15 protein-coding genes are annotated in these 26,921 nt (G+C 57.2%); 8 read left to right on the forward strand and 7 right to left on the reverse strand.

What is annotated here, in order from left to right:
- Positions 1 to 313: 313 nt before the first annotated feature.
- Positions 314 to 520 carry a hypothetical protein gene (locus KJQ96_RS42000; protein ID WP_375293169.1) on the forward strand — a complete coding sequence of 69 codons (207 nt, stop codon included), beginning with the start codon at positions 314 to 316 and terminating at the stop codon, positions 518 to 520.
- 531 nt (positions 521 to 1,051) lie between these two features.
- Here KJQ96_RS42000 and KJQ96_RS14180 read toward each other — a convergent pair.
- Entirely contained in the window at positions 1,052 to 1,582 is a 531-nt protein-coding gene (locus tag KJQ96_RS14180; protein WP_213287206.1) for a hypothetical protein, read from the reverse strand.
- 153 nt (positions 1,583 to 1,735) lie between these two features.
- On the opposite strand from KJQ96_RS14180, the gene KJQ96_RS14185 reads away from it, so the two are divergent.
- Positions 1,736 to 2,986 carry a GTP-binding protein gene (locus KJQ96_RS14185; protein ID WP_213287207.1) on the forward strand — a complete coding sequence of 417 codons (1,251 nt, stop codon included), beginning with the start codon at positions 1,736 to 1,738 and terminating at the stop codon, positions 2,984 to 2,986.
- An 809-nt stretch (positions 2,987 to 3,795) separates the two neighbouring features.
- The gene (locus KJQ96_RS14190; protein WP_213287208.1) at positions 3,796 to 9,480 is read left to right on the forward strand and encodes a DUF4082 domain-containing protein; all 5,685 of its coding nucleotides are present in this window, start codon (positions 3,796 to 3,798) and stop codon (positions 9,478 to 9,480) included.
- A gap of 133 nt (positions 9,481 to 9,613) precedes the next feature.
- Here KJQ96_RS14190 and KJQ96_RS14195 read toward each other — a convergent pair whose 3' ends face one another.
- Entirely contained in the window at positions 9,614 to 10,201 is a 588-nt protein-coding gene (locus tag KJQ96_RS14195; RefSeq protein ID WP_213287209.1) for a DapH/DapD/GlmU-related protein, read from the reverse strand.
- Positions 10,202 to 11,113: 912 nt separating this feature from the next.
- On the opposite strand from KJQ96_RS14195, the gene KJQ96_RS14200 reads away from it, so the two are divergent.
- The 5 genes from KJQ96_RS14200 to KJQ96_RS14220 all read left to right on the forward strand — a co-directional run bounded on the left by KJQ96_RS14200 (position 11,114) and on the right by KJQ96_RS14220 (position 16,342).
- Complete coding sequence (locus KJQ96_RS14200; RefSeq protein ID WP_213287210.1) at positions 11,114 to 11,926, forward strand: metallophosphoesterase family protein; 813 nt, start codon at positions 11,114 to 11,116, stop codon at positions 11,924 to 11,926.
- Between the two features lie 1,450 nt (positions 11,927 to 13,376).
- Positions 13,377 to 13,778 (forward strand): UDP-N-acetylglucosamine--LPS N-acetylglucosamine transferase, encoded by a 402-nt coding sequence (locus KJQ96_RS42005; protein WP_375293170.1) that lies wholly within the window; start codon positions 13,377 to 13,379, stop codon positions 13,776 to 13,778.
- Positions 13,775 to 14,257: a glycosyltransferase gene (locus tag KJQ96_RS14210; protein ID WP_213287212.1), complete on the forward strand. Its 483-nt coding sequence runs from the start codon at positions 13,775 to 13,777 to the stop codon at positions 14,255 to 14,257. Before KJQ96_RS42005 ends, KJQ96_RS14210 begins: the two co-directional genes overlap by 4 nt.
- A 29-nt stretch (positions 14,258 to 14,286) precedes the next feature.
- Positions 14,287 to 15,396, forward strand: a complete 1,110-nt coding sequence (locus KJQ96_RS14215) for a Gfo/Idh/MocA family protein (protein ID WP_213287213.1) — start codon at positions 14,287 to 14,289, stop codon at positions 15,394 to 15,396.
- Between the two features lie 28 nt (positions 15,397 to 15,424).
- Complete coding sequence (locus KJQ96_RS14220) at positions 15,425 to 16,342, forward strand: hypothetical protein (protein ID WP_213287214.1); 918 nt, start codon at positions 15,425 to 15,427, stop codon at positions 16,340 to 16,342.
- Between the two features lie 342 nt (positions 16,343 to 16,684).
- Here KJQ96_RS14220 and KJQ96_RS14225 read toward each other — a convergent pair whose 3' ends face one another.
- From KJQ96_RS14225 to KJQ96_RS14245, 5 genes are all read right to left on the reverse strand, one after another.
- Positions 16,685 to 17,734: a 2OG-Fe(II) oxygenase gene (locus tag KJQ96_RS14225; protein WP_213287215.1), complete on the reverse strand. Its 1,050-nt coding sequence runs from the start codon at positions 17,732 to 17,734 to the stop codon at positions 16,685 to 16,687.
- A gap of 601 nt (positions 17,735 to 18,335) precedes the next feature.
- Positions 18,336 to 19,649, reverse strand: coding sequence for an HlyD family type I secretion periplasmic adaptor subunit (locus KJQ96_RS14230; RefSeq protein WP_213287216.1), 1,314 nt, complete (start codon positions 19,647 to 19,649; stop codon positions 18,336 to 18,338).
- On the reverse strand, positions 19,634 to 21,349 hold the full coding sequence (locus tag KJQ96_RS14235) for a type I secretion system permease/ATPase (RefSeq protein ID WP_213287363.1): 1,716 nt from the start codon (positions 21,347 to 21,349) through the stop codon (positions 19,634 to 19,636). Before KJQ96_RS14235 ends, KJQ96_RS14230 begins: the two co-directional genes overlap by 16 nt.
- Positions 21,350 to 21,665: 316 nt before the next feature.
- Positions 21,666 to 24,911, reverse strand: a complete 3,246-nt coding sequence (locus KJQ96_RS14240) for an Ig-like domain-containing protein (protein ID WP_213287217.1) — start codon at positions 24,909 to 24,911, stop codon at positions 21,666 to 21,668.
- 738 nt (positions 24,912 to 25,649) lie between these two features.
- Positions 25,650 to 26,687, reverse strand: coding sequence for a glycosyltransferase family 2 protein (locus KJQ96_RS14245; protein ID WP_213287218.1), 1,038 nt, complete (start codon positions 26,685 to 26,687; stop codon positions 25,650 to 25,652).
- Positions 26,688 to 26,921: the final 234 nt, after the last annotated feature.

Consider the following 26,921-nt stretch of genomic DNA (forward strand, 5'->3'; position numbering starts at 1 on the left):
GGCAGTCCGCCCCTCGCCAGCCGCACGTTTTGGCAACTACAGATGCGCCACTCTGTCGTCATAACTGCCCACCCATTGGGGCGATGATATTCGGCCGTCCGATCTGGACCCGAAGTTTACTCGCAGCGCCGCGCCGCTGTCAGGCCGCCATTCGCCGGGGGCTCAGGGACGTCCCCAATTTTATCTCCACATGCGCGCCTGCCGGGCAGACGCAGGGTCGCGTCAACAGATAGCGATGAAAATGAATTAAATATTGCTACTTGGCGAAATTTAACTGAGATAATTCTTATCCAATAACCGATCGGAGGCCGTCATAGATACCCGCGCGCAAGAAGAGCTCAATGACGGCCGGAAATTTCTCATTTCGGCAGGCAGGTTTGCAGCCGTAACTCCTCCAGCGATTACCTTGTTGCTGTCCACTTCTTTGACATCCGACGCAATCGCACGTTCGGGCAACAACGGCTACGGCAACGGCGGCCGCGACGGCAGCCCGAACGGCAAGGATGACCAATACCGCTAACGAAGCTGCGCGGTTATCGAGCGCCTATTAGCCGCTTTTTGAGCCAGCGTGGCTTCCGGGGACCAGCCCCCGAGCCCAACCCGGAAGAAGGCGGCCCCAGTTTCTTTTTCCGCACGTCGTGAGGCAACTGCCCTCCTTTGCCGCCCTCGAGAAAAGGCCTGTTCTTGAATATCCGGGAAGGCCGAAAGAAGCACTGTAAGTGTAGCTTCTCACAATTGCGATATAGGCCAGCCATCCCATTTCCTGCTCGCGATGCACGGTGTCTCTTGTCACTCTTGCCTAGAGAGTTGCGCAAGGTCCAGATTTCATCACGAGCGCAATAAGGGGCGTTGCCGATCGATCGTTCGTGCTGCTCCGACTTTTATCTGCGGCTCGACAAGGAGAGTGTCGCGCAATCACGGTTCGAGCTAGATCACCGAGTGCGCATGAGGTGGCCGCCGAATTGCCTATTAGGCTGTGATCGCAATCGCTGAGAACCTAAGCCAGTTTGCTAAAAGCGCACGGCTTCATATCCCATGAAAAGGATAGGATCTACTGAGTAGCTCGAAAGCGTCGATACCTGATCGGGGCCGCCTCGGCCGGCACTCCGCTATCCCCCAAAATATCCGCGACCAGTTCTTCCTTAACCACCTTCTCCATCACAGCCCGCACAAGTCGCGTGCGCGAGACGCCGCGCTGTTTTGCAGCCTCCTGGAGATATTCAACTTCTAAGGGGATAACGATATTCTTGATGGTCACAGCCAGTCCTCGATGCTCCTCTGCTCTACTGATCTGCTCTGCTGACCAGCAATCTTGGCAACAGTTAGAGAGGACGGAGGCAACCTTGCCTTTCTGCTTTGCGCTGCGCTCATATGCATCGAAACATGCATAGTCGCCTAAAACTGAGCTAACGAACCAAAACACCGCGACATTCGATGTTTCCGCAGCCGGGATCAGCAGTTCGCGTTCTGCCTCTCGATGCGCACGTATGCGAGTCTGCACATCTGGCCGCTCGCGATTTTTCAAAAAGCCATTGATGACCCAATCCGACTCACAGCAGGACGCCAAGCATCTACGTGTCATTTTATTTCTTGGGCCCGACTAAACTTTACATAATCCACGGGGCCATATTAAATGAATGCCGGTATTTAATCGCGGGCAAACTGCGAACGCAGTAGGAAACGTATGCCTGCGCGCCGCTATGTTCCGCCCGCAGGTCTTAGGCCAGGAAGATTTATGAACGACAGACCGAGCGAGATAAAACGGCTGCCAGTCACGGTGCTCAGTGGATTTCTGGGCGCGGGCAAAACGACATTGCTTAATCGCGTACTGATGAATCGCGAAGGCCTACGCGTTGCAGTCATCGTCAATGACATGAGTCAGTTGAACATAGACGCAGACCTGGTCCGCAACGGTGGTGCCAACCTTTCGCACACGACCGAGTCGCTCGTTGAACTCAGCAATGGTTGCATATGCTGCACATTGCGCGGCGACCTCCTGTCGGAGGTCAGGCGATTGGCCGAACAACGGCGCTTCGATTATCTTCTGATCGAAGGAACTGGGATCGCTGAACCTCTTCCCATTGCGGCAACGTTCTCGTTTCGCGACGAGGCGGGTGTCTCCCTTTCCGATGTTGCGAGACTCGACACGATGGTCACTGTCGTGGACGCCCTGAGCCTGCTCGCCAACTACAGCAGCCGCGATCTGCTGCGCGACCGCGGCGAGTCGCGCGATACGTACGACCAGCGAACGCTTGTCGATCTTTTGGTTGAGCAGATCGAGTTTGCTGATGTGGTGGTAATCAACAAAGTGTCAGAAGCGACAGAGGCGACGCGCGCGGAAATCCGCAAGGTTATTACCGCACTTAATCCCGAGGCCTGCCAATTCGAGACTGACTTCGGAGAAATTCCTCTCAAGGCGATTCTTGACACCGGCCTTTTCAACGAAGCGAAGGCTGCGACTCATCCGCTCTGGTATAAAGAGCTATACAGCCCCGATTCCCATGTGCCGGAGACCGAGGAGTACGGCATATCCAGCTTCGTTTACAGGGAAAGACGTCCCTTCGATCCCGTTAAGCTGTTGTCGTTTCTCAACAAGCCATGGCCGGGTGTGATACGCGCCAAAGGGCACTTCTGGCTCGCCACGCGTCCGGATTGGGTGGGTCTTCTCTCCGTTGCCGGAATGCAGCGTCGGTGCGAGCCCATGGGCTATTGGTGGGCGACAATTCCGAAGCCGAGTTGGCCAAGCAACCCTCAATTTCAAGAACAACTCAACAGCCGATGGGATGACGCTTGGGGTGACCGCCGTCAGGAACTCGTGTTCATCGGTTCAGACATGGACGAAGCGCAAATCCGAGCTTCGCTGGATGCCTGCCTTCTCCATTCGGAGAACGGGTTCGATCCGCAGAGATGGCGTAATCTGAGCGACCCATTTCCACCGTGGCATTATCCTGATCACACCAACACTATCGGCGTGTCCCTTCGTTAGCTGGAGCTCGATGCTTGCCGGCGCGCGCGACGCCCGCGGCGAAGATGGCCGGCTTGACTGGCACCTCCACCACAATGGCGACGGCTGCAATCCCTATCGTCACCGTCTAAACGCCTAGGTCTCGAGGGGGCGCCTGGGATCACACTGCGACCTTCAACTTGGCTCGCAGGACGCAGTCTTGCTCAACCATCATCCCCTTTCCCAAAGGCCTTTGCTTAGTTGCGGAAGGAAACCGTTGCGAGCAGACCCGACGCAAAAATGACCTCGGCAAAGCGTCTCCGGAGCGTTGTCGGAGCCTCCGCGCTGGAGAGGCAAATTGGGGCGAGCTCCAGCATTACAGATCTCAGGTTGATAACCTCAACAAGAACAATCAGAATGGTTATAGCAGGCCAACGTCCTTTCCGGACCAATCTGCTGGAAAACCAAAGCTATTTGCCGATTGGGTCGACTTAGATCGACATTTGATCATCACCAAAATTTTGCCGCTCGACACGGCGAAAAATTTGATATTAAATATCTTTAATGAATTAATATTACATTTAAATTCAATGGAAATTAAACGCTGCCGGTGCGGCTATGGTCTTACCAACTATTGCGGATAGTGACGCGAACGTGGCCGAGCGGCAGATCGAACGCTGTGACTTGTCGAACCAGCATGCGTGCTCGCTTAAGGTCACTACCCAGCGCAGCGTCGCGGTCCAGCGATCCACGAGTGGGCCATCCATTGAAGCTGTCGCTCCTGTATCCGCCCAGTCATCACGGCGGCTGCAGCCTCTCATACGTATTCCCCTTTCTCGCGCGAGGATATCATGAGGTCCTTATACGAAGGTTCCGGTTTGGGCCGTATTGCTCTCGGACTGCAGACCTGGCCGCGCAGTCTCCTGCGAGGAAATGCGCGCGCATCCGATTTGGACATTGAAAGCGAGTCGCTGCTCGCCGCGCGGAAAGGGTGGGAAGGTCTGGGCATGAGCGGCTTAGGTGTCGCCGCCTCGACTTTCACTCAAATCGCCGAGGCACGCTTTGCAGGTTTGACGGCGAAAGTCCGAGCACCCGGCCCTGCTCCAGCCGAGCCAGCAATGCCAGATCCCGTTGTGCTCCTAGGCAGCGCCCCTTCTGTGGCCTTGGCGCCGACAATCATTGGGTCATCTTCGCCCCCTCCGGCGGTTGCCGCCATTTGTGGCTGCGGCTACTTCCTTGCTCCAACGCGGGTGCTCGACCAGATGGCGGCCAATGCGGCACATGTGCATCTGAGCGGCCAGGTGAATGATAGCCGAGTGTCAGGCGGAGCGGATTTCCTGTTGACCGGCCAAGCCGGGATCATGGGAGCCTCAGTCAGCGCGGAGATGTCTTTACAGAATGTTGCTCCAATCAAAGATTGGACATTGGTAGGAGGCACCCAGACTGGTACCAGCACTGGGACCGGCGAAATCGGTGTTCTGTCTGGTTCGGTTACGACTGCAACGGCTTCCAGTACGACCACGACGGCATCGACCAATCTCGCGGCCGCCGCAACGTCCACAAACCCAATCGTTCTTGAGAATCAGAAGCAGGGAACCCCACAGAGCGTGTGGGATATCGACGGCGCTGGCAGTTCGAATATCGAAGGTTTTGCTACCGACATCAGCGTCGATAATGGCAACAGAATTGACTTCAAGATCAACACGGACTCATCAAACTACCGGATCGAGATCTATCGCCTCGGCTACTACGGCGGCATGGGTGCTCGATTGGTCACCACCATCCAGCACACGGGCGTCCAAAATCAGCCTGCGCCGCTGCGCGACGCGACCACCGGCCTGGTCGATGCCGGCAATTGGTCTGTTTCCGCATCCTGGGACATCCCGGCGGATGCAGTGTCCGGCGTCTATATCGCGAAACTCGTGCGCCAGGACGGCATTGAAGGCGCCAATCATATCCCCTTCATCGTGAGGGATGACAGCAGCACCAGCGACATCATCTTTCAAACCTCGGACACGACCTGGCAGGCCTATAATGGGTGGGGCGGAGCAAATTTCTATGGCGGCAACGGCCCTGCGACGGGGCAAGGTGCAGGACGGGCATATGCGGTGAGTTACAACCGTCCCATTGCCACCAGGGGCAGTGTTGGTGCGGCCTCTGGTCCGCAAGACTATCTGTTTGGCGCCGAGTACTCGGCGATCTACTGGCTTGAGCAGAACGGCTACGATGTCTCCTACATGGCAGGAGTCGACGTAGACCGTTACGGCAATCTGCTTCTCAACCACAAAATGTATCTCGACGTTGGTCACGATGAATACTGGTCGGGGCAGCAACGCGCCAATGTTCAGGCGGCCCGCGATGCCGGCGTGAATCTGTCATTCTGGAGCGGCAACGAGATGTATTGGCGCACGCGCTGGGGCAACAGCATCAGTAGCGACGCCACAGCCTACCGCACCTTGATCTCGTACAAGGAAACATGGTCACCGTCAGCGTCGATCGACCCAAGCGATGAGTGGACCGGGACGTTCCGTGACCCGCGCCTCAGCCCTCCGGCGGTCGGCGGCGGAATTCCTGAAAATGCTTTGATCGGACAGATGTTCCAGGTTGATGATGTCGGCGCCAATAATGCCGCCGCCTTGCAGGCAATCACAATTCCCTACGACGACGCCAACCTGCGCTTCTGGCGAAATACCAGCGTTGCAAATCTTCAGCCTGGACAGACTGCGACGCTGACCGATAATTATCTCGGCTATGAGTGGGATGAAGCGGTCGACAACGGATTCGATCCGGCCGGACTGGTCCGGCTATCCTCGACGACGCTTCCAGTTAATACCTATCTACTTGACTACGGTAACACAACAGGGGCCGGCGTCTCGACCCATAACCTAACGCTCTATCGCGCGCCGAGTGGTGCATTGGTATTCGGGGCCGGCACGGTCTACTGGTCGTGGGGCCTGAGCGACAACCACGACCTGGTACCAACTCCCAGCGACCCACGCGTGCAACAGGCGATGGTCAACCTTCTGGCCGACATGGGCATTCAGCCGGGGACGCTTCAGTCGGGGCTGGTTGCCGCTACCGCCTCAACGGACACCAGCGCCCCGACCTCCACGATCAATCCGATAGCAAGCTTCAGCGCGCAAAGTGTGGTCACGATCTCCGGCACGGCCTCGGACGTTGGCGGTGGCGTGATCGGCGGCGTGGAGGTGTCAACTGACGGTGGATTGACTTGGTATAATGCAATCGGTGACGAGAACTGGACCTATACTTGGTCGCCGCAGGTTGCCGGCACCTATACCATCAAGAGCCGCGCGGTCGACGATTCCATCAATCTGGAAACGCCTTCAGGAGGTCGCACGGTCGTCGTCACCGAGCCGTCTTACATTACGCTTTTCCCCGGCTCGGCAACTCCTGCTATCGTCAACGCTACGGATGCAAGCGCGGTCGAACTGGGTGTGAAGTTTCAAACCTCGGTGTCGGGTACCGTAAGCGGAATCCGCTTCTACAAGAGTAGCCAGGATACGGGCATCCACACCGGCCAACTTTGGACCAGCACAGGTACCTTGCTGGCGACCGCCACCTTCACAAACGAAACTGCATCTGGCTGGCAGAGTGTGACCTTTTCCAACCCGGTCACACTGACGCCGAACACCACTTATGTCGCTTCCTACCACACGAATGTGGGCCACTACTCCGTCAGCCCTAACTACTTCACGAGCAATGTGGTCAGTGGTCCACTAACTGCTCCGGCCAATGGCAATGGCGTCTATACTTACAGTAGCACCAGAGCGTTCCCGACGAGCACGTTTTCGGGGGAGAATTACTGGGTTGACGTGATGTTCAATCCTTCCACCACCAACAGCCAGCCGGTGGCCACGAACGACACCGGGCCGACTGTGACGCAAAATACGCCAATGACGATCACGGCCGCGTCACTGACCGCCAACGATAGCGATCCCGATGGGGATGCCCTGAGCGTCACGTCGGTGAGCGCAGCAACAAACGGCACCGTCGTTCTCAACACCCAGCCCAATCCGCAGAACAACACCATCACGTTCACACCCAATGCCGGCTATAGCGGTCCGGCGAGCTTCAGCTATACCGTCTCGGATGGGCGCGGCGGTACGGCCATGGCCAGTGTCAGCCTCACGGTAGCATTGCCAGGAGCAGGTCCCTACAGCCTGTTCAATGCGTCAAATACACCCGCACAGACCAACCTTAATGACGGAGCCCAACTCGAAGTCGGGATGAAGTTCACGTCCTCGGTGGCGGGCCAGATTACGGCTCTAAAATTCTATCGCAGCGCCAACGATACTGGCCCCGATGTCCTCAATCTCTGGAGCGCGACAGGAACCCATCTCGCCAGCGCAACCTTTACAAGCACGACAGCCAGCGGCTGGCAGACTGTTACCCTGCCGTCGGCAGTTTTTATCGCTGCCAACACCACCTATGTCGCTTCCTATCACACTACCGGCGCTTATGTGGCGACCAACAACTATTTCACGACGGCCGTCACAAGCGGTCCCTTGACCGCACCATCCACGACCACTGCCGGCGGCAACGGGGTTTATTCCTACGGTGGTACCAGCACCACCGGCATCTTTCCGAACAACACCTACAACGCCGCCAACTATTGGGTCGATGTCGTGTTCACACCGTCCAGCGGCGCCAACCAGCCGCCGGTCGCCAATAACGACAGCGGTTACACCACCACGCAAAACACGGCGCTGACAATTTCGGCTGCGGCGCTGCTTGTCAACGATACCGATCCGGACGGCGGTACGCTGACGGTCACGGGCGCTAGCGCCGCCGTCAACGGTACGGTCAGCTTCAACAGCCAGACCAATGTGGTGACGTTCACGCCCGGACCCGGCTATACCGGACCCGCGTCCTTCAGCTACGCTATTGCCGACGGACAGGGCGGCACGGCCACTGCAACGGTCAGTCTGACGGTCAATGCGGCACCCAACCAGCCGCCGGTAGCGAACAACGACAGCGGGTACAGCGCCACACAGAATACGGCTCTGACCATCGCTGCTTCGGCCCTGCTTGCCAACGATACTGATCCGAATGGTGATCCGCTGACCATCACGGGCGTGAGTAACGCCGTCAACGGCACCGTCAGCTTCAACGCCCAGACCAATGTCGTCACCTTCACGCCGACTACCGGCTACACCGGCGCCGCATCCTTCAACTATGCCATTTCAGATGGGCGTGGTGGCACTGCGACGGCAACGGCAAATTTGACGGTGAACACGCCTTCGGTGAGTTTGTTTTCGGCCTCCGATACGCCGGCAGTTCTCTCGGACTCCGATACGGGCCAGGTCAACCTCGGCGTGCGGTTCACATCCTCCGCCGCCGGCTCCATTACCGGCATCAAGTACTACAAAGGAGCAAATGACACTGGCACGCACACCGGCTCATTGTGGAGCAGCACAGGCACCCTGCTTGCGACCGCGACCTTCACCAATGAAACGACGAGCGGCTGGCAGACAGTAACATTCAGCAACCCGGTATCGATCGCTGCCGGGACCACCTACGTGGCGAGCTACCACAGCAATGGCCACTACGCACACACCGGTAACTACTTCACCAGCGCGCGCGTTAATGGCCCGCTCACAGCGTCCGCCGGCAACAATGGCGTCTACACCTATGGTAATGCCAACTTGTTCCCGACAAGCACCTTCAATGCCACTAACTACTGGGTGGATGTGCTCTTCAGCCCCGCGAGCGGCGGTGCCAACCAAGGGCCGGTCGCAGCGAACGACTCCGGATTCAGCGTCACCCAAGACTCCACGATTACGATCGCAGCGTCTGCGCTGCTCGCCAACGACACCGATCCAGACGGCGATAACCTGACGATCACGGGCGTAAGCAATGCCGTCAACGGCACCGCAAGTTTCAACGCCCAGACAAACGCCGTTACTTTCACACCCGCCTCCGGCTATACGGGACCGGCCTCGTTCACTTATGCCATTTCCGATGGCCGGGGTGGTTCGGCGAATGCGTCGGCCAGTCTGACGGTCAACCCGGCATCAGCGAGCATCGTAAGCCTGTTCAGCTCCAATCCAACGCCAAGCCTAGTATCAGTTAACGATCCGAACTCAGTCGAGCTCGGGCTAAAATTCCAGGCGTCCAGCAACGGCGACGTCATAGGGCTGCGCTTCTACAAGGGCCCATCGAATACCGGCACTCATGTCGCACATCTCTGGACCAGCACCGGTACCCTGCTCGCCACTGCCACCTTCACCAACGAGACGGCGAGCGGCTGGCAGCAGGTGAACTTCGCCACTCCGGTGACGATCAATGCAGGCACGACTTATGTTGCGTCCTATCACACGTCAGGAAACTACGCCGCCGATCCCGGCCTGTTTACCTCAGCGGTTAGCAACGGACCGCTGACTGCACCATCATCCGCTACGAGCGGAGGCAACGGCGTATATGCTTATGGGTCAGGCGCCCTTTTTCCGACGAACAGCTACAACTCCACGAGTTATGGCGTCGACGTTTTGTTCCGTCCGCAACTTGTGGCCTGACCAGGAGAATTTGCTTGCTTCACCGGAGCCTCGGCGACTTGGACTTGGTCCTCGATCGCGCGGCTCCGATGATGCCTCGCTGCGGAACGGCAAGTCAGATCGACAGATTGCTGCCAAACATTGAAGAGTTAGTTCACTCGTCCGGCCGTTCGGATTTCGGCTGGGATGCTTCAATGCCGTAAAGTCGTGCGGGAGAGCCGAAAGCCTTAGCCCCTGGGGGAATATCCCGATTGACCAGCGAGTTTGCGCCGATCACCGCTCTGTCTCCTACCGTGACCCCCATCTGAATGACGGCATTTGGGCCGATGTAGACCCCGTGACCGATTTTTGTTGGCAAGTAGTCGATCGGCTTCGCTCCAAGCGATGTCGAGCGATTCACAGTGTTGTGCGTGTAGATCTGAACACCCGCGGAAATGGAGCACCAATCGCCGATCTCGAGACCCCCACCCGATCCATCCAGAATGCAGCCCGGGCCGATCCAAGTATTTCGACCAACCATGACGTCGCTCAGAACGAGCACATTATCATACATCGTCGTGCCCTCTCCGAACCCATAAGCGGCAGCGTTGTCATGGCGCTCGGAAAGCAAATCCCCGATAGGCACTCTTCGATTGAACTGTCGCTTCTTGCGAGCTGCAAGAAGTTGAAAAAAGCGCCGGCAGAGCGCCAACCATTCGTCAGCCTGCTCTTCGGTGATTCGATGATCAATCTTTGAGTCCATTGGGCTTCTGCGCTCTCCGCCTACGCATGAATGCGATCTCGACCTGAAACTACGCGTTCTGACATGTCATGGGAATGGCGAAGTTGCAGCGTTGCGCTCGGCTTCATGGCCCTGGTGAACCTGTCAGAAGAATCCGCTTCCTGCATGTCCTTAAGCCGGCCAACGTTTTCGAACGCGCGGTAGCCTTCTTAGAGATGCTTTTCAAATCCCGGACTTCCCAAGGAAAATAGTTCTACGGCTTCGACGTTCGTGGATTGCAACAACTTCGCAGCCAACGGGGCGAGCTTCTCGGCGATCCTTTGCCGGTCAACATGTATCTCGCGACCTATCGCGTCGGAATACAGGCGCAGCATATGGATCGTGTTACGCGGTACCTTGCACACTACCTGACCGGACTCCAGGAGCCTTGCCATCCCAAGTGACCCGGTCGAACAAAGCGAACCACGTTAAATACCTTTCCAACTTAATTGAGATATTATATTGTAAGCGCTTTCTCGGCAGGTTACAGTTAAATATATTATATCGGCATTTAAATTAAAAGCTCGCTTATTTATGGTCGAAGAGCTCCTTGTCATTATTGGCTTGGAAGTGGTTCTACTCGTTTCAATCGCAGCAATGACGCTCCATCATAGGCGAATGGATGTGCTTAGTGGACGCTACTTTGCAAACGACAAAAGCGATCACATGACGCCTGATTCCGGCGGCGAACTCGGGTGCGAGCAAACGGCACGACAGCAAAAGGACGTGGTGGCCGGTCTCCTAAACGGAAGGTCAAGACCGCCTCTACCCCGTAGTTCCGAACCGACACGAATTCGCAGGTGGGCGTTATGGCGCTCTTACATTCACCGCCTTGCGGCCGCCCACGTCTCGGCGCCGACGGGCCGAGCTTGGGGTTCGCGACGCGCGCAATCCATGTCGAAGGCTGACGTCTCGGCCAGCGCGCTTGGCCAGGGTAGCCGAACGCGCGCGGCACTCCCCGAGGGTATCCGAATATATGCAGTGGGCGACATACACGGCCGCTCCGATCTTCTGGAAAGCCTGTTAGCGGCCATCGATGCCGATTGCAAAGAGCGTCCGGTCCCCCGCCCAATTGCCGTCTTTGTCGGTGACTATATCGACCGAGGACCCGACTCGCGAAATGTGCTCGATCTGCTGCTACGATGGCAACAGTCTCACGAAGCAATCTTCCTTCGCGGAAACCATGAAACATTCCTGCCGCGTTTCATCACCGATCCACGCAGCTTGGATGAGTGGCGACAGTACGGCGGTCTCGAAACCCTGCTCTCTTATGGTCTCAGACCGAGCATCAATCCTGATCGAGACGAACAGACCACGCTGGCGACCGAGTTCGCGGAAGTTGTTCCGCGAGAGCATCTCGATTTTCTGCAATCGCTCGACTTGACGTTTAGCTGTGGCGATTTTCTCTTTGTCCATGCCGGCGTTCGCCCCGGCGTTCCAATCCACGAGCAGACCGAGGATGATCTGCTCTGGATCCGTGACGATTTTCTCAACTGGGAACAGCCGTTCGAACGATTGGTGGTGCACGGCCATACACCGGTGGACGAGCCCGATCTGCGGCTGAACCGGATCAATATCGACACGGGAGCCTACGCAACAGGACGGCTTACCTGCGTCGTCATCGAGAACACTGCTGTTACCCAGTTATCCGACGAGGGGGCAGCTGGGCGGAGCGTTCAGCGCTCCTTTAGCGCGCGCTGCGCTTGATCCCGCAAGGGCTTGATAAGGTAGGAAAGCGCGGTTCTTGATTGGGTTTTGATAAACACATCAACAGGCATGAGTTTCATGGGCTTAAGCCAACGGCGCTACGATATATTCCATAGCCCATTGGGAGATGCTGTTGCCAATACAGTCATGCTGGGTCTAATCCTCGGTTGACTGATTTCGGGCGGCGAGGGGAAATCCCCTCGCCTGAGAGTTTTGACCACATCGAGGTCTCGAGATGGGCGGTGTTTATCGCCGCCTTGGGGATTCTGGTGGAACGTGCGCAATGAACCGGCCGTCAATCGCGGAAAATACGCCGTCCACACATCATTGCACGGCCGGCCTGGAGTTCGGATCAGAGTCTCCCGCGGCCTTGGGCGGATGCTTACGTTTATCTCACGACCAATCGCGTCAGAATACAATTGCAGCACGTGAACAGTCTCACGAGGTATTCTGCAAATGGCTTGACCGGATGGCACGGCTGCGCGAAGCAGAAGGGCCCGCCCGTCCCACACAACCTCTCCCCTCAACTAATCCGTCATTTAGGTTGAAGCTCCTCAAAATCAATAAAATCCGACATTTAAACAATAATTGTTTGCACCATTGGCCAAGCTTGTATTATAAATTAATATAAATAAAATTGGGATGCCGCGCAAAGCGTCGCGCCTCCGACACCGAGGATTTAGTAGAGCATGATTCCGCACTACTTTTGGTTCGGCTATCTCTGAGCGACGCGCAATGAGCCTGATCTCAGGCCAGATCATCGGCCGGCCGGACCAACGCGGTTCGGCAGGACAAAAGCCTCAACATCGATGATCGAGCCTTAGCGAGCGGGTGGGCCACCCGCGTTATGATCGAGGAACTGTCCCCATTACCCCATTCCCCCTAGTTCGCGGATCTCAGCGCTCCCTAAAGGCGCGCCCGGCCCGATCCAGCAATGGCTTGACCCGGTACGACAGCGCTGTGAAGTGGACCCTATGCTGAAGGCCACTAGCTCTGGTTTCCTAACCAAGCGTGAGCTGCCGACGCACCGGCGAAGCCGCCCCGGACCAATCCGCATCTGCAGATCATCCATCTTGCTGCAACTGCGGTCACAAGGCTGCTTACGATCTGTCCGCAAAACGGCTCGGCTGGGCGTCCCGGTCGAACTAGTCTCGCTCAGATCAACTTATTTAATCAAAAACATTTAAATTGACTTTATTCTCGGTTTTAATATAACTCCAAGTTGTTTTAACGTAGCGTCCAATTAATTGACTGCCCGAAGCATCGATTTCTGCTCACGTCGCGTTGCACATGTTTTCGGAGGATTTTCCAATCCGTGCAGTTCGGGAGGCGAGCCGACATGTGCGTGCGGAAAATCGGTAGTGATCGTGCGGTTCGATGTCCAGGCTGGAGTGCCATCGTGTCCAACAAAGTACTAGTCGTAGCGTCTGGAGGGGGCCACTGGATTCAAATGCGCCGGCTACGACCCGCATTCGCAGGATTGGAGGTTGCATTTGCAAGTGTTCATTCAGCGTATGCCGAGGAGGTTCCGGGTCATCGCTTCTATGCCATCCGCGACGTGACACGCTGGGACCGAATTGGGTTGGCGATTTTGGTCGCTCAGCTGACATTTATCCTCCTGCGTGAGCGTCCGCATGTAGTCGTCACGACGGGGTCGGCTCCTGGCATGATCGCCCTGGCGCTTGCGAAATGCCTGTTGCGATCCAGAACGATGTGGATCGATAGCATCGCCAATTGTGAACAAATATCCGGATCGGGAGCGCGGGCGAAACGTTTCAGCGATGTGTGGCTGACCCAGTGGCCACATTTACAGCGGACAAGCGGCCCCGATTGTTGGGGAGCAGTCCTATGATCTTTGTGACTGTTGGCTCGATGATGGCCTTCGATCGCCTGATCCTTTGCATGGATAAATGGGCGCTGGCGCACGCCGATTGTGAGGTTCTGGCCCAGATTGGCGGTGGCACTTATCGGCCAAGCCACATGCGCTGCACACGAATGCTTTCGCCGAGCAAGTTTCAGGAAGCAGTCCGCGATGCGGCGGTTGTGGTCGCCCATGCCGGAATGGGGAGCTACTTCGTCGCCGCTGAAATGCACAAGCCGATCGTGATGCTGCCGCGGCTCGCAGCGAATCGGGAGCACACGACTGACCATCAGCTCCACACCATCAAGTGGCTTCGCGACAGGCCAGGCGTTTTTGCTGCCATGTCGGATGACGAACTCGATTCTGCGATCGATAGGGCGCTGAAAAGCGCATCTGCTGCCGGCGCGAATTTCGCGGATTTTGCGCCGGAGCCGTTTCTGATGCGGGTGCGACATTTTTTGGTCAATTGAGAGCCGCTCTCTGTATTGAGGAGACCTCCATGGTTAACGTTGGGCTGATCGGGCTGGGCAAAATGGGCCTCTCCCATCTTGCAATTGTCAACACGCATCCTGCGGCTAAGCTGATCGGAGTTTGCGACACCGCCAGCTACTTGTGCAGCGTCCTGCACAAATATACAGGCATCGAGGTCTTTTCCGATTATCGACAATTGCTCGACCAGAAGTCGCTCGATGCGGTTATCATTGCGACGCCTTCCCGATTTCATAGCGAAATAGTCCGTGAGGCTCTCCGCAGAAATCTGCACGTGTTCTGCGAAAAGCCATTTTGTCTCGATGCGGCCGAGGGACTTGAGTTGGCTGAGCTGGCCGACCGGAAGGGTGTCGTCAATCAAGTCGGATATCACTACCGATTCGTCGGATCGTTTAACGAAGCCAAGCGTCTACTCGATGCGCAGGCGCTTGGCCGACTTCATCACGTCAGGGTCGAAGCCTATGGCCCGGTGGTGTTGCGGCCCAAAGGGGCGACGTGGCGGACGAAGGGCAGCGAGGGCGGGGGCTGCCTCTATGACTACGCGTGCCATGCAATCGATATCGTGAATTATCTCGTTGGCACGCCCAACGCCGTGAGCGGAACTGTGCTCAACAGAGTCTTTTCCCGGGATGTGGACGACGAAGTCTACGCGACGATGCATTTTGCCGATGGCATGACGGGCATGATTGCCGCCAATTGGAGCGATGACAGCCTTCGCAGAATGTCAACGCAGGTCACACTCTGGGGCACGAATGGCCGTATGATCGTCGACCGTCAGGAAGTGAAGACATTTCTTCGAGCCGCGGCAGGGAGCGCTGTTGTGGCAAAAGAAGGTTGGGACGTTCGTTACACAACCGATTTTCATAATGATGTTTGGTATTACCTGCGGGGCGAGGAGTACTCTGCGCAGCTCGACCACTTCTTCCGATGCATCGTGGACGGTCGCCGGGAGAATATCTCGTCCTTCGCATCTGCGGCGCAAACGGATCGTGTGGTTTCCGCGATGTTGCAAAATGCCGGAGACGCGAAGCGCCGAGTGGATTCTAGCCTCACGATCCCAGATCAGAGCCGGAGCCGCTCAGGAGGCTTCCTGTCCTCGGTGAAGGCTGCACTGACCTAGGAATGCCCTTCCGAGGGCGGAGGATCCGATGGAGCGAATACTATTTGGCGACAATCAGTTCTTCGGTATCAATCACATGTCCGAAGAAAAAGCGCGGGCACAGGCCATGCGCTTCGGGGATCTCCGGGAAATCATTGATTTGTTGGACGCCGCCTATGACAGCGGTATCCACGTCTTCATGTGTACCACGCATGATCGAGTCGGTGAGATCTGCGCGCACGTCCGTTTGCACCCGGAGCGATATTCGAAGCTCGAGTTTTATCCCTGCATGCCATACGCCCACAAGTACGCGAATGCCGTGACAGAGCACGGAATGATCGATGCATTGAAGCGCTTTCTGCCCACGGAAGGCGCCCTTTCTGCGCTGGTGCGGGGTGGCGTATCGGTGGCGACGAGAGACGTGGAGGGCATGGCGCGGCTCTTGATTGATGCTGAGATGAAAATGTTCAGCGGGCTGAGAACGCCGGTTATCTTTCTCCAGAACGTGGTTACCGACCTATTGCTTGGGATGGGGGTCAAGGACGCGTTTCGCATTTTTGCCGACCACGTGCGCGAGCGCTACAACGCGGAACCAGGCTTCATAACAATGAACTTGCCGCATCTCCTTGATGTTCTTGAGGAACTAGGGATACCGAATCCAATCGTGTGCGCCAACATAAACAAGATTGGTTTTCGAATGTGCGGAGGCATCAAGCTTTACGAAGAGGAAATTGCCTCGCGCAGATTCAGGCCCGTGGCAATGTCTGTTTTAGCTTCCGGTGCGATTTCGCCGCGCGAAGCCATCGAGTACGTTTGTCGACAGAAAAAAATCCAATCGATCGTTTTCGGTGCTTCGAGCAAACAGCACATCAGGGAGATAAAGCAACACATTGAGGACTTCGATAGCCGTACGAAAAATGGGGTTGCACCGGTTACGTCGATCCACGAGGCCGGTGGAATAGTGTAGCGTCGACCGTGTTGGATTTCATCGCGCTGCTCGCCAAGATCGCTCGGCTCGCCTCGGAATTATTCTCCTTGATCCGGTCGAGCAGCGCCTTCGAAAAGGTGCGATTTGCTCGATCGCCCAGATGACGAACTGACGCCCGCCCTCTTTATCGATCGACATCACACGCTCTGGAAGCGTCGTCGCAAGGCTTCGAAAGAAGCGCGCGCAGGCAGCGCGGGTATGAAGCGCACAACGGCCGACCGGGGGTCCCTGCCGCGGCCTATCAATGCGCCGCTACACTTGGCTTGTCCCTTCTCGACCTGCTCCGCCGGATTGGTGCGCTCGAGGACGGTCTCGCTTTTCTCAAGCAAGCCGGATACGGTCAAGATTTGCTGACGATTCAATACGCATTTTCTCCCCCGCCTCATCGTACAAGAACGACAGAAAAGCATAGCGACGATTGAGCGTGACCGGCGTGACCTCGTGCAGCAAGGAACACGAAAATACGATGGCCTCACCAATCGCTGCGCGATAAATCTTGCGGCCATATTCGGGGAAGACTAGATCGCCGCCGCCGTAACCGTCATTGAGGTTAATGGTCAGCGCGAAACGACGATGCGCATTGATTGCTGCGGTATTGTCTCGGTGTGGCCGAAAATAGCCACCGGTCCTCGCATCATAGCAGCCAACGAGCCAACGCTCGATGCGCGTGGTTTCGAATTGAAAGGCTCGGAAAACCAATGGCAACAGGCGGGTCGCCAGCAACTCTCTGCAACGGATGACCGCCGGCTCATCCGCGATGTAATAGTCCAACCGCTTGCGGAATTCCGGATTGAAGCGCTTGAGCGCCTCGCCCTTGCGCTCGATGGCACCGATTTCGCGCCCACCCGTTTCGTCGTAGAGATTGATCAGGCGCTCGCACAACGGACGGTCGAAAACCAGCGGCACGATCAGGACCGGCGCATTGCTTTCCCCGTCGTTGTTCGTCAATAGCGATGTCAGCGTCGAGCGGATATGGGCGGCAAAGAGGCTGGGATCGTTCAGCGCTACGACGTCAATGACCTGCATTGCCGGGCTGAGGACGAACGCTACCGGTCGCACCGGCGAGGTTAGCCCGTAACGCAGCGTGCCATGGCCCTGCCCATCCAACAGATAGAGATGCCCCGCACGACTTTGCGGCAAAGCGCCTTCGCTAAAATCCTCGGGGCGGTTGCCTACCGCGACACAGAGCGCGCGATCTCCGTCGAAAAGCGGGCAGTGTTCAATCTGGGCCAACGCTTCGACAACGGGTGGGGTCGCATGGCCGAAGAAGAACAGCACAAGATAGCGGCCGCCAAGTTCATCGAAGTGAACTATCTCACCGGCATCCTTCGCTGCCAAGAACCAAGGCGCAGGTTCGCCGACGCCGATCACTTCCCGACCCCCAAAATATGGCGGCCCAATTCCTCGAGTAATCGCGGAATCGCATAGAGAGTGGTCATTGTCCTGGTCCCTGAAATTCGACGAGCGGATCGCGTTCGCCAACGGCGAGGCGCTGCAAACGCCGCACGACACCCAGCAGCACATGCCGGCTCTTCCGAAACGCATACAGCGGCAAGTCGGAGTGGCTGACAGCGATGGAAAAGCTGCTCTCAGGCCACTGAGGAAGTGATGCTCAGGAATAATGGCGCTCTCAAGGCGCGTGGGGCCGGAGCTCTCTCGGCAACGTACATGCCAGATTAAGCCGATATGCTCTTGGTTGTTCTATCCCTGAAATGGGCGGTCCGCGCACACGCAAGGGATTTGCCGCGATTGGCGAGGACGTGGGTCCGTGTCGCCAGGATCAGCTCGTCCAATCTCCAGTAGCTCAGAAGCTCACGGTCAAGCCTCCGAACCAAGGTGCGAAACCTGTCCGGCCTTGTGGCTCGTTTCCGCTAACTCACTCCCTCGGGCGTCAAGCGCATTTGCAAGGGGCTCGTCGCAAGCCCGGTGCTCGCCGATATACCGCCCCGAGTGCTCACGCACCCGAGGCTCATCAGCGCTCCTTTAGCGCGTGCTGCGCTTGATCCCGCAAGGGCTTGATCAGGTAGGACAGTGCGGTTCTCGACTGCGTCTTGATAAAGACCTCGACCGGCATGCCTGGCATCAGCTTGGACGAACCGAGCTTTGCCAGTTCCTCGGGCTTGAGCAGCACGCGAGCTGTATAATAGCTCGCGCCCGTTCGCTGCTCCTGTGTGAGGTCCGCGGAGACCACGGCGACTTCCCCGTCTATTTCGGGAGTCGTCTTCTGATCGAAGGCCGCAAACCGAAGCGTCGCCGATTGACCAACATAGACCTGATCAATTTCTCGGGGAGCAATCTTGACCTCAACTGCGAGGGCGTCGGCATCCGGCACGATGAGCATGATCTGCTCGCCCGGGGCGATCACGCCTCCGACAGTATGGACCGCAAGCTGATGAACTCGGCCGGACTGGGGTGCTCGAATGTCGATGCGATTGAGTTGGTCCACGGCAGCGATCTTGCGCTCAGCAAGTTCGGACAGCTTTGAGCGGGTTTCTATCAAGTCCTTGCCAACCTCGGTTCGCAGATCCTGATCGATTTGAATGATCTGAAGTTCGACCTCGGCGATTTTGCCCTTTGCCTGCGCGATCATCCCGGCCAGTTGACTACGCTCGCCCTCCAGACGAGCGCTGTCGCGCTCCAGCGCGTTGAGGCGAGCAATCGGCACGAGATTCTTCTGCCAGAGGCCGCGAACTCCCTCCAGTTCCCCAAGGATGAAATTGACTTCCTTCTGCTTGGCCTCGGCTTGTCCTGTATAGCCCTTGATTTCGTCCTGTAGCTGCGCTCGTCGCTCCTTGAGCTGCGACTTCTGCCCGTTCCGGGCCTGGCCGCGAAGGTCAAATAACGCCCGTTCGGCAGCGATGGCGCGCCCGGCTTCGGAACGGCTGTCTTTCATCCTTTCCAGCAGCGCCTTCGGAAATGCGATCTCGTCGACGCTGTCCCGTTCCGCTTCGAGGCGAGCCTGGCGAGCGAGCAGTTCGTCGAGGCTCTTGGTGACGATCGTCGCGTTAGCCAGTGTCTGTGTTTCATCGAGACGAATTAGTATGTCACCCGCACTAACCTTGTCTCCGTCCCGCACCCGCAGTTCGCCGACAATACCGCCGGTGCCGTGCTGAACTTTCTTCACGCTCGAATCGACAACGACGACGCCTTGTCCGATCACGGCGCCTGACAACTGCGAAGTTGCTGCCCAGCCGCCGATTCCAAACGTCACGAAAGTCGTCATGATGATCCCGATGACCATGTATCGCTGAATCGAGTGCAGCGCCGGGGTTACCGCACTGTCCATCTGCCGCCTCCCTGGCTATCCGCCACCACCTTGAGCGGGACGGGTGTCCGCAGCACGGTCCTGAGAACCTCCTCTTTCGGACCAAACGACTGCACTCTTCCATCGCCCACTACCAATACGTGATCGACGGCTTCAAGCGCTTTTGGACGATGGGCAACCACTACGACAATGCCCCCGCGGTTACGCACGTTGACGATTGCCTCGGTCAGCGCTGCCTCCCCCTCTGCATCGAGATTTGAGGTCGGCTCATCAAGCACGACCAGGAAGGGGTTGCCGTAGAAGGCACGCGCAAGCCCGATCCGCTGTCGCTGGCCAGCGGACAAGGACATTCCGCCCTCACCAACCTGGGTACTGTAGCCTTCCGGGAATGAAAGGATGAGATCATGCACGCCTGCAATTCGCGCCGCTTCCAGGACGGCGTCCGGGGTGGCTTCTAGATCGAATCGCGCAATATTAACGGCGATGCTGCCCTCGAACAGTTCGATATCCTGCGGCAGATAGCCGATATGTTTACCCAATGCTTCCGAGGACCATTGATCCAGCGCAGCGTTGTCGAGCTTGATCTTGCCACGAAGCCGTGGCCAGACACCAACAAGCGCACGGGCCAACGTCGACTTGCCGGCACCGCTCGGCCCGATGATTCCGACGGCCTCGCCCTTTCGCAGATGGAACGAAACGTCATTAAGGATCAGCTTGTCTGAATCCGGCGCCGCGACATAAAGCTGCTCCACCACGAACGTTTCGGCCGGCGCCGGCAGCGCGAGCGGCTCCTTCTCCTTGGGCAGAAGTTCAAGCAGCTGATCCAGCCGTTGTCCGGACTGACGCGCGGCGACGAATCCTTTCCAGTTGGCGATCGCCGTCTCTACCGGGGCAAGTGCCCTCGCCGTCAGGATCGATCCAGCAATGATGATGCCGGCCGTAGATTCCTGATTGATGACAAGGACCGCGCCAACGGCAAGGACAAGCGACTGGAGAAATGAACGAAACACCTTGGACAGCCCACCGAGTCCGCTCGCCACATCGCTCGTTGTCTCGTGTGCGGCAAGGTACTTGGTATTCGTGGCCTGCCAACGCTGCGCAGCCTGCCGCCTCATGCCCATGGCCTGCAGAACTTCGGCGTTTCGTCGCCCCTCCGCAGCAAGCGCACTACGTGAAACCGCCAACTGCGCAGATGCCTTTGCCGGGCCGCGCGTTCGCGTTTCTGTCAATACTGTTATGGAGACCAGCAATAGCCCACCGATCAGGGCGGTCACGCCGATCCAGAAATGAAAAAGGAAGCAGATGCCGAGATAAACGGGCATCCAGGGCAGGTCAAACAGCGCAGTTGGTCCGCCTCCCGAAAGAAAGCTTCGGACCTGATCAAGATCCCGAAGAGGCTGCATGCCGTCGCCGTCGCCCCGGGTCTTCAGCGGAAGACGAACCATCGAATCGAAGACTCGCGCCCCCAGCGTTTCGTCGAAGTAGCGGCCAATGCGCGCGCTTATTCGATTTCGGACCAGATCCAGGCCACCCTGAAAGACGTAGAGCACTGTGGCAAGGAGCAAGAGCGCTACCAATGTCGGTATGCTCCGTCCGGGTAGCACCCGGTCATAGACCTGGAGCATGAAGAATGAGCCCGTGAGCATCAAAAGATTGCTCAGGCCACTGAACATTGCCAGGCCCCAAAAAATCCGCCGGCAAGACCCCAAGAAGGCCTTCATCTCAGATCGCGGTTCATCGTAGTCCCGCGTCGAGCGCCATCGCGGGAATAGGCGCTGTCGAATCGCTTCGACCAAACGCTCTGCCGATCCAATCAACTCTGAAATGCGCAAGCGCGAGCGCGCACGTTTCGCCAGGATCCCCAAGGCGGCGACAAATACCGCCCAATTCGATACGTCTATTTCGTCTAACTTCTCAGACGGGAGGTTTTCCACCCGCCGTGCGAAACCAGTCATGGTACTTGCCCCTTGAACCATGCCCTTATTGAGGTGATATCCCCAAGGCAGATTTATACCAACTCCCTTTTACGAACCTTGCTCAGGCGAAGTGGAAGTCCTGACTACTCAGCGCACTCAGCTTGGTATTCTTCAGTGTGAGTGTATCGCTTCCACTAGAAATGACGATATCCTGACCAACCTGGCTCGCGTGCGAGAGAACGCTCGCAAAGCTGTCGAACACCGTCTTGCTGAACTGGATCGTGTCCTGCGCGCTTCCACTGGCCGCGAAATCCTTGATGATGTCGCGGCCGAAATTTGCGGCAAACGCGAAAGTATCGGACTGGCCGCCGCCAACCAGGATATCATTACCTGAGGTGCTCTTCAGCGTGTTGCTGCCCGTCGAGCCAAGAATCGCGCTGCCTGAAGTACCAACGACGTGGCCAGCGCTATCGATCTGCTTGGCAGTATAGGTGTGTAACGTGTCGGACACGGCCGACGATGTCTGGAAGGACCAGGTACCATCGGCTGCCGCAGTAACTTTTCCAATCGACGTGTTGCCATCGTACAGCTTGACCTGACTGTTGGCATCGGCGAAGCCCTTGATGGTGACGATGTCGTTCCAGTTCTTGTACATGGTGGTCAAACCAACAGACAAACTCGCACTGGAAGAACCAATGACCCCGTCGCCATTGAGGTCCTGCTTGAAGCTCGTTTCGAAGGACTTCAACGCCGACGCCGACATGCCTGTCACGTCTGAAACGTGGTTGCCGCTGCTATCAGTATTCCAGACAACGTATTGATCCTTGTCTGCGAACTTCCAGGCAATTTGATACCCCGTTGCCGTCTGCTCAGCCCCGATTGGCGCCCAACCGCCAAACTGACCCTCGACTACGGCCGTGCCGTTCATCTTCAACGTGGGACCCGACCCGCCGCCACTGCTGAATATATAATTCTCGCCGATCTGAATGAGGCTAGTTAACCCAACGGACTCGATTGTATTGGTTACGATGCCTGTGGTCCCATCGCCATTCAGATCCTGCTGGAAGCTAGCTTCGAAGGATTGCAACGCCGACGCCGACATGCCTGTCACGTCTGAAACGTGGTTGCCGCTGCTATCAGTATTCCAGACAACGTATTGATCCTTGTCTGCGAACTTCCAGGCAATTTGATACCCTGTGGCCGTCTGCTCCGCCCCGATTGGCGCCCAACCGCCAAACTGACCCTCGACCACGGCCGTGCCGTTCATCTTCAACGTGGAACTCGACCCGCCGCCACTGCTGAATCTATAATTCTCGCCGATCTGAATGAGGCTAGTTAACCCAACGGACTCAATTGTATTGGTTACGGTGCCTGTGGTCCCATCGCCATTCAGATCCTGCTGGAAGCTAGCTTCGAAGGATTGCAACGCCGACCCCGACATGCCTGTCACGTCTGAAACGTGGTTGCCGCTGTTATCAGTATTCCAGACAACGTATTGATCCTTGTCTGCGAACTTCCAGGCAACTTGATACCCCGTGGCCGTTTGCTCCGCTCCGATTGGCGCCCAGCCGCCAAACTGACCCTCGACCACGGCCGTGCCATTCATCCTCAACGTGGGACCCGAATCGCCACCACTGCTGAATTTATAGTTTTCACCAATCTGAATGAGGCTGGTTGACCCAGCGGACTCGATTGCATTGGTTACGACGCCCGTAGTCCCATCGCCATTCAGATCCTGCTGGAAGCTCGTTTCGAGCGACTTAAGGGCAGAGTTCGTACCCGACACCTGGCCGCCCGACACGGAGCCGGTCAGGGCGCTGACATGGGAAACGTAGTTGCCGTTGTTGTCGGTGTTCCAGGCCGTGTACTGACCGGTGCTCGCCTCCTTCCAGGCCACCTGATAGCCCGTCGCCGTCTTCTCCGCACCGATCGGCGTCCAGGTGCCATCTTGTCCGTCCACAAAATCCGCACCGCGATACTTCAACGTGGGGCCGGATCCGCTGCTGCTGTTGAGGTAATATTTGCCGCCGTTCTCAACGAGACTTGTCGAACCAGCCGACTCGACTAGCTCACCCGGAGTTGGCGTTGGCGACGTCCCACCAATCACGCTGCTGACCGACTGCGAGGCGGCGCTCACATTGCCGGCCGCGTCCGCAGCCTTGGCCGTCAGCGCGTGCGTGCCGGTCGACAAGGCGTTCGTCGTGACGCTCCAGGCTCCGGTCGAGTTTGTTGTCCCCGTTCCGACGACCGTGGTGCCGTCGTAGACCGTAACCGTGCTGTTGGCCTCGGCGGTCCCGGACAGCTTGACCTGATTGGTATTGACGATGGCGTTGCTGCTCAGGGTCGGGGCAGTCGGCGCCAGCGTATCCACCGTCACGGTCACCGCACCGGACTTGGCACTGGTCTGGCCGCTCGAATTGGTCGCAGTCGCCGTCAGCACATGCTTGGCGTTGTTCAGGACGCCAGTGATGTAGTCCCAGCTGCCGTTCGCGTCGGCCTTTGTCGTGCCAATCTGGTTGCCGTTGTCATACACCGTGATCGTAGCGTTGGCGGCGGCGGTGCCCTTCACGTCGATCTTGTTCGCATTGGTGATCCCGTCACCGGTCTTGCCCGAATCGGGCGACCAGGAGGAAATGCTGGGTGCGCCCGGAGGCGTGCTTGGCGAGCTCGGAGGCGTGCCCGTTCCGCCGCCTGTCACCGGCTGAGGGGGTGGAATGAGATTGCCCGGGACGAGCTGACCATCCACAATTGTTGCCCAGCGCACATTGTCCCACTGAGTGATGTTTAATGTGGCGCCCTCATATCCGGGCGGAACGTAAATGAGAAACGGAGCAGACCCAAAAGAGCCTTGAATGAAATAGACATCTTTGAGGGCGACGTTGTAAGTGTAACCGGCTCCCGCATCCGCGTTAATTCGCAGACCAAACGGGCCGCCGTCGAATACCACATTATTGAACGTGTAATCTCCGCCCAAACGATCGTCTGCAACGAACACCCCAGCGGTTGCATTTTGGTTGTGGGACACAATTGTCGTATTTGTAACGGTCAAATTCCCCTTGGTGCCGGGAGCATAGACCTGAATACCGTCCGCGTGATCGCCGGCTGCTCCCGTTGTGTCGATGTACGAATTATTGATGTATACATCTCCGCCTGAAAAAATGTCCACGCCTTCCGTGCCCTGCATGCGGACGTCGTTGAGGGTGAACGAGCCACTTCCGGTGTAGCGGACCCCGACTGCGACAGACGCTCCCCCGGCTTTGGTAATACTCGTATTCGAAAGCGTCCCCGGATTGACCATATTGACAAAGCCGGAATTGGTATTGTCGCTAAACAACGGGTCATTCCAGCTCAGAGGTATGGTAGCCATCTATTTCTCCTGATAGCTTCTGATTTGTCCCTGGCACGTGCCCATCTTGGCGAGACTCCACATGCGGCTCTGTAGCACCCGTAGTGGTCATGGTCGTCAGTAGAGGCTTTTTTGGGACGACATGACGGCCCACCCGAGGTGAATCCAAGCTGCCTCGGCTAGAGGCTCAGTGTGTGCTAGAAAAGCCACAAAGAAGATAAATCCGGCGTTCTCAGCACCGCAACCATGGCCTTAGAGTAAGAAGCCGCAATTTCGGTGCAGTTAATTTGATCGTGAAAAAGACGCCGACCTCCCGCAGGTCCTTGCGCAGAGTAAATTTCGCATCAAGGCGTTTAATAAGATCAACGCGTTTTAAATCTGCAGTCTCGGTTTTAATTTTCGAGCTGGGCTCGTTTCGTGCCACCGCAACGTTGAGCCGTGCGCCGGATCCCCTGCCCCATCCGAATCAACCCCACATGACAATATCATTGTCCAGACAATCATTGTCCAGACAAAAGGGAACCATGCCGCCGAAAACGGACGATCCGGCGGTCAGGCACCTCGTCTGCGTTGTTCAGTTGGCCGGGGCAGCATTATTCAGACGATTATTCCGTCCAGCCAAAATCATCGTCGATTCGATTTTTAATAAATTGCCGCTGGCGATATTGCAGGGGCAATCGAAGTGCGGCGAAGGCCTCCACCATTCGGACAAGTCCAAATTGTCGCGTGTGCCCCTTCGACCGCGACCGGGTTCGCCGATCAACCGCGCTGTTGCGTCCCGAAGAATGTATCCGGCCGCCCTGTCTTGCCTTTGGCGCCGTCCAGCAAACCGACGAAAGCGACTCTCCCGGCCGACACGGAGCTTTTGAGAACATATCGCGCTGCAAACAACAGCCCGACTCCGAAATGGCAGATCCAGCGCCATCCCGCAAAGCGCCGAGCATACACAATGCTGTTGCGCGCAGACAGATAGATCGAGAGGTGTGAGCGCTTCTCGGGAGCAGTGGCCGAGCCGATGGTCGTTCCCCCAACATGACGAATGATAGCTTTGCTCGCAAAGCCAATGCGGTGCTTTCCCCGCCGGCGCCCCCAATCCAGATCTTCCATATAAAGAAAATAATCCTCGGCCATCAGACCGACGTCTTCGACGAACGCTCGCGTTGCCAGAACACACGCGCCGCTTACCGCATCGAGCCTACCAAGGTCGTCGACGGAGGGTGCACTGCCAAGTGGCGCATTCCTTCCTACGGCGATGACACGGCCTGTCATTCGGGACCAGTGCAATCCGTAGTTGATGATCTTATCGGGGGTGTCGTCGAAGACCAGGCTTCCGCCAACCATGCCGAATCCCTCAGCAGACTTGGCAATTAATTCAGACAGACCGCGGCTCTCCACTTCGGTATCGGGATTGAGGACAAGCACTGAACCCCAGCCAGGGACGCCGAGCAATGGCTTAAGCCACGCGTTGACGCCGCCTCCGTAACCGAGGTTCTCGGTCGCGAGCCCAACTCGGACGACATTCGCGCGATTCTGAAATCGGCATTTCGTCACTGAGGCCAGTCGCTCCTGTGGCTGATCAAGAGCGTCCGCTTCATCGGAAGTTCGTTGCAGCGTTCGATCTGGTCCTACGAGCGCAGCCAGCAATCTCCCATAGGCTGCTTCCCCGCCATTTTCGCAAATGAAGACCTCAAAGTTACCCCAGTCCGAACGAGCGAGCGACCTCAAGCAACGATCGACATCATCGGCATTGCAGTATGAGACGATTATGACGGCAAGTTTGACGCTAGCGGTCGACATAGCCAGACACCTACTCGTTTGCTGTCGAGGCTGACGAGCGACCGTCGCCCATGCAAAGTACAACAGGTGCATCACCCCCGCGTCAAGAGCAGCGGGAAACGACGCCAATAGCGCCACCATAGGCGGCCAATCCAACTGCGGAATGCACGCCGATTCGCTTTGACGTCAGCCCGCACAAGTCAGAAGTTCAGCCCTCGAAGTTCGCTTCAAAAAACTCGGCAACGTGCTTTCGTG

Source organism: Bradyrhizobium sp. sGM-13 (assembly GCF_018398875.1).
In the GTDB taxonomy this organism is placed as follows: Bacteria; Pseudomonadota; Alphaproteobacteria; order Rhizobiales; family Xanthobacteraceae; genus Bradyrhizobium.

What these genes read in the sequence shown, in the direction of transcription:
- KJQ96_RS14180 (WP_213287206.1), bottom strand. Translation starts at nt 1,582, where the DNA reads ATGACACGTAGATGCTTGGCGTCCTGCTGTGAGTCGGATTGGGTCATC.
- KJQ96_RS14185 (WP_213287207.1), top strand. Translation starts at nt 1,736, where the DNA reads ATGAACGACAGACCGAGCGAGATAAAACGGCTGCCAGTCACGGTGCTC.
- KJQ96_RS14190 (WP_213287208.1), top strand. Translation starts at nt 3,796, where the DNA reads ATGAGGTCCTTATACGAAGGTTCCGGTTTGGGCCGTATTGCTCTCGGA.
- KJQ96_RS14195 (WP_213287209.1), bottom strand. Translation starts at nt 10,201, where the DNA reads ATGGACTCAAAGATTGATCATCGAATCACCGAAGAGCAGGCTGACGAA.
- KJQ96_RS14200 (WP_213287210.1), top strand. Translation starts at nt 11,114, where the DNA reads ATGTCGAAGGCTGACGTCTCGGCCAGCGCGCTTGGCCAGGGTAGCCGA.
- KJQ96_RS42005 (WP_375293170.1), top strand. Translation starts at nt 13,377, where the DNA reads ATGCGCCGGCTACGACCCGCATTCGCAGGATTGGAGGTTGCATTTGCA.
- KJQ96_RS14210 (WP_213287212.1), top strand. Translation starts at nt 13,775, where the DNA reads ATGATCTTTGTGACTGTTGGCTCGATGATGGCCTTCGATCGCCTGATC.
- KJQ96_RS14215 (WP_213287213.1), top strand. Translation starts at nt 14,287, where the DNA reads ATGGTTAACGTTGGGCTGATCGGGCTGGGCAAAATGGGCCTCTCCCAT.
- KJQ96_RS14220 (WP_213287214.1), top strand. Translation starts at nt 15,425, where the DNA reads ATGGAGCGAATACTATTTGGCGACAATCAGTTCTTCGGTATCAATCAC.
- KJQ96_RS14230 (WP_213287216.1), bottom strand. Translation starts at nt 19,649, where the DNA reads ATGGACAGTGCGGTAACCCCGGCGCTGCACTCGATTCAGCGATACATG.
- KJQ96_RS14235 (WP_213287363.1), bottom strand. Translation starts at nt 21,349, where the DNA reads ATGAAGGCCTTCTTGGGGTCTTGCCGGCGGATTTTTTGGGGCCTGGCA.
- KJQ96_RS14240 (WP_213287217.1), bottom strand. Translation starts at nt 24,911, where the DNA reads ATGGCTACCATACCTCTGAGCTGGAATGACCCGTTGTTTAGCGACAAT.
- KJQ96_RS14245 (WP_213287218.1), bottom strand. Translation starts at nt 26,687, where the DNA reads ATGTCGACCGCTAGCGTCAAACTTGCCGTCATAATCGTCTCATACTGC.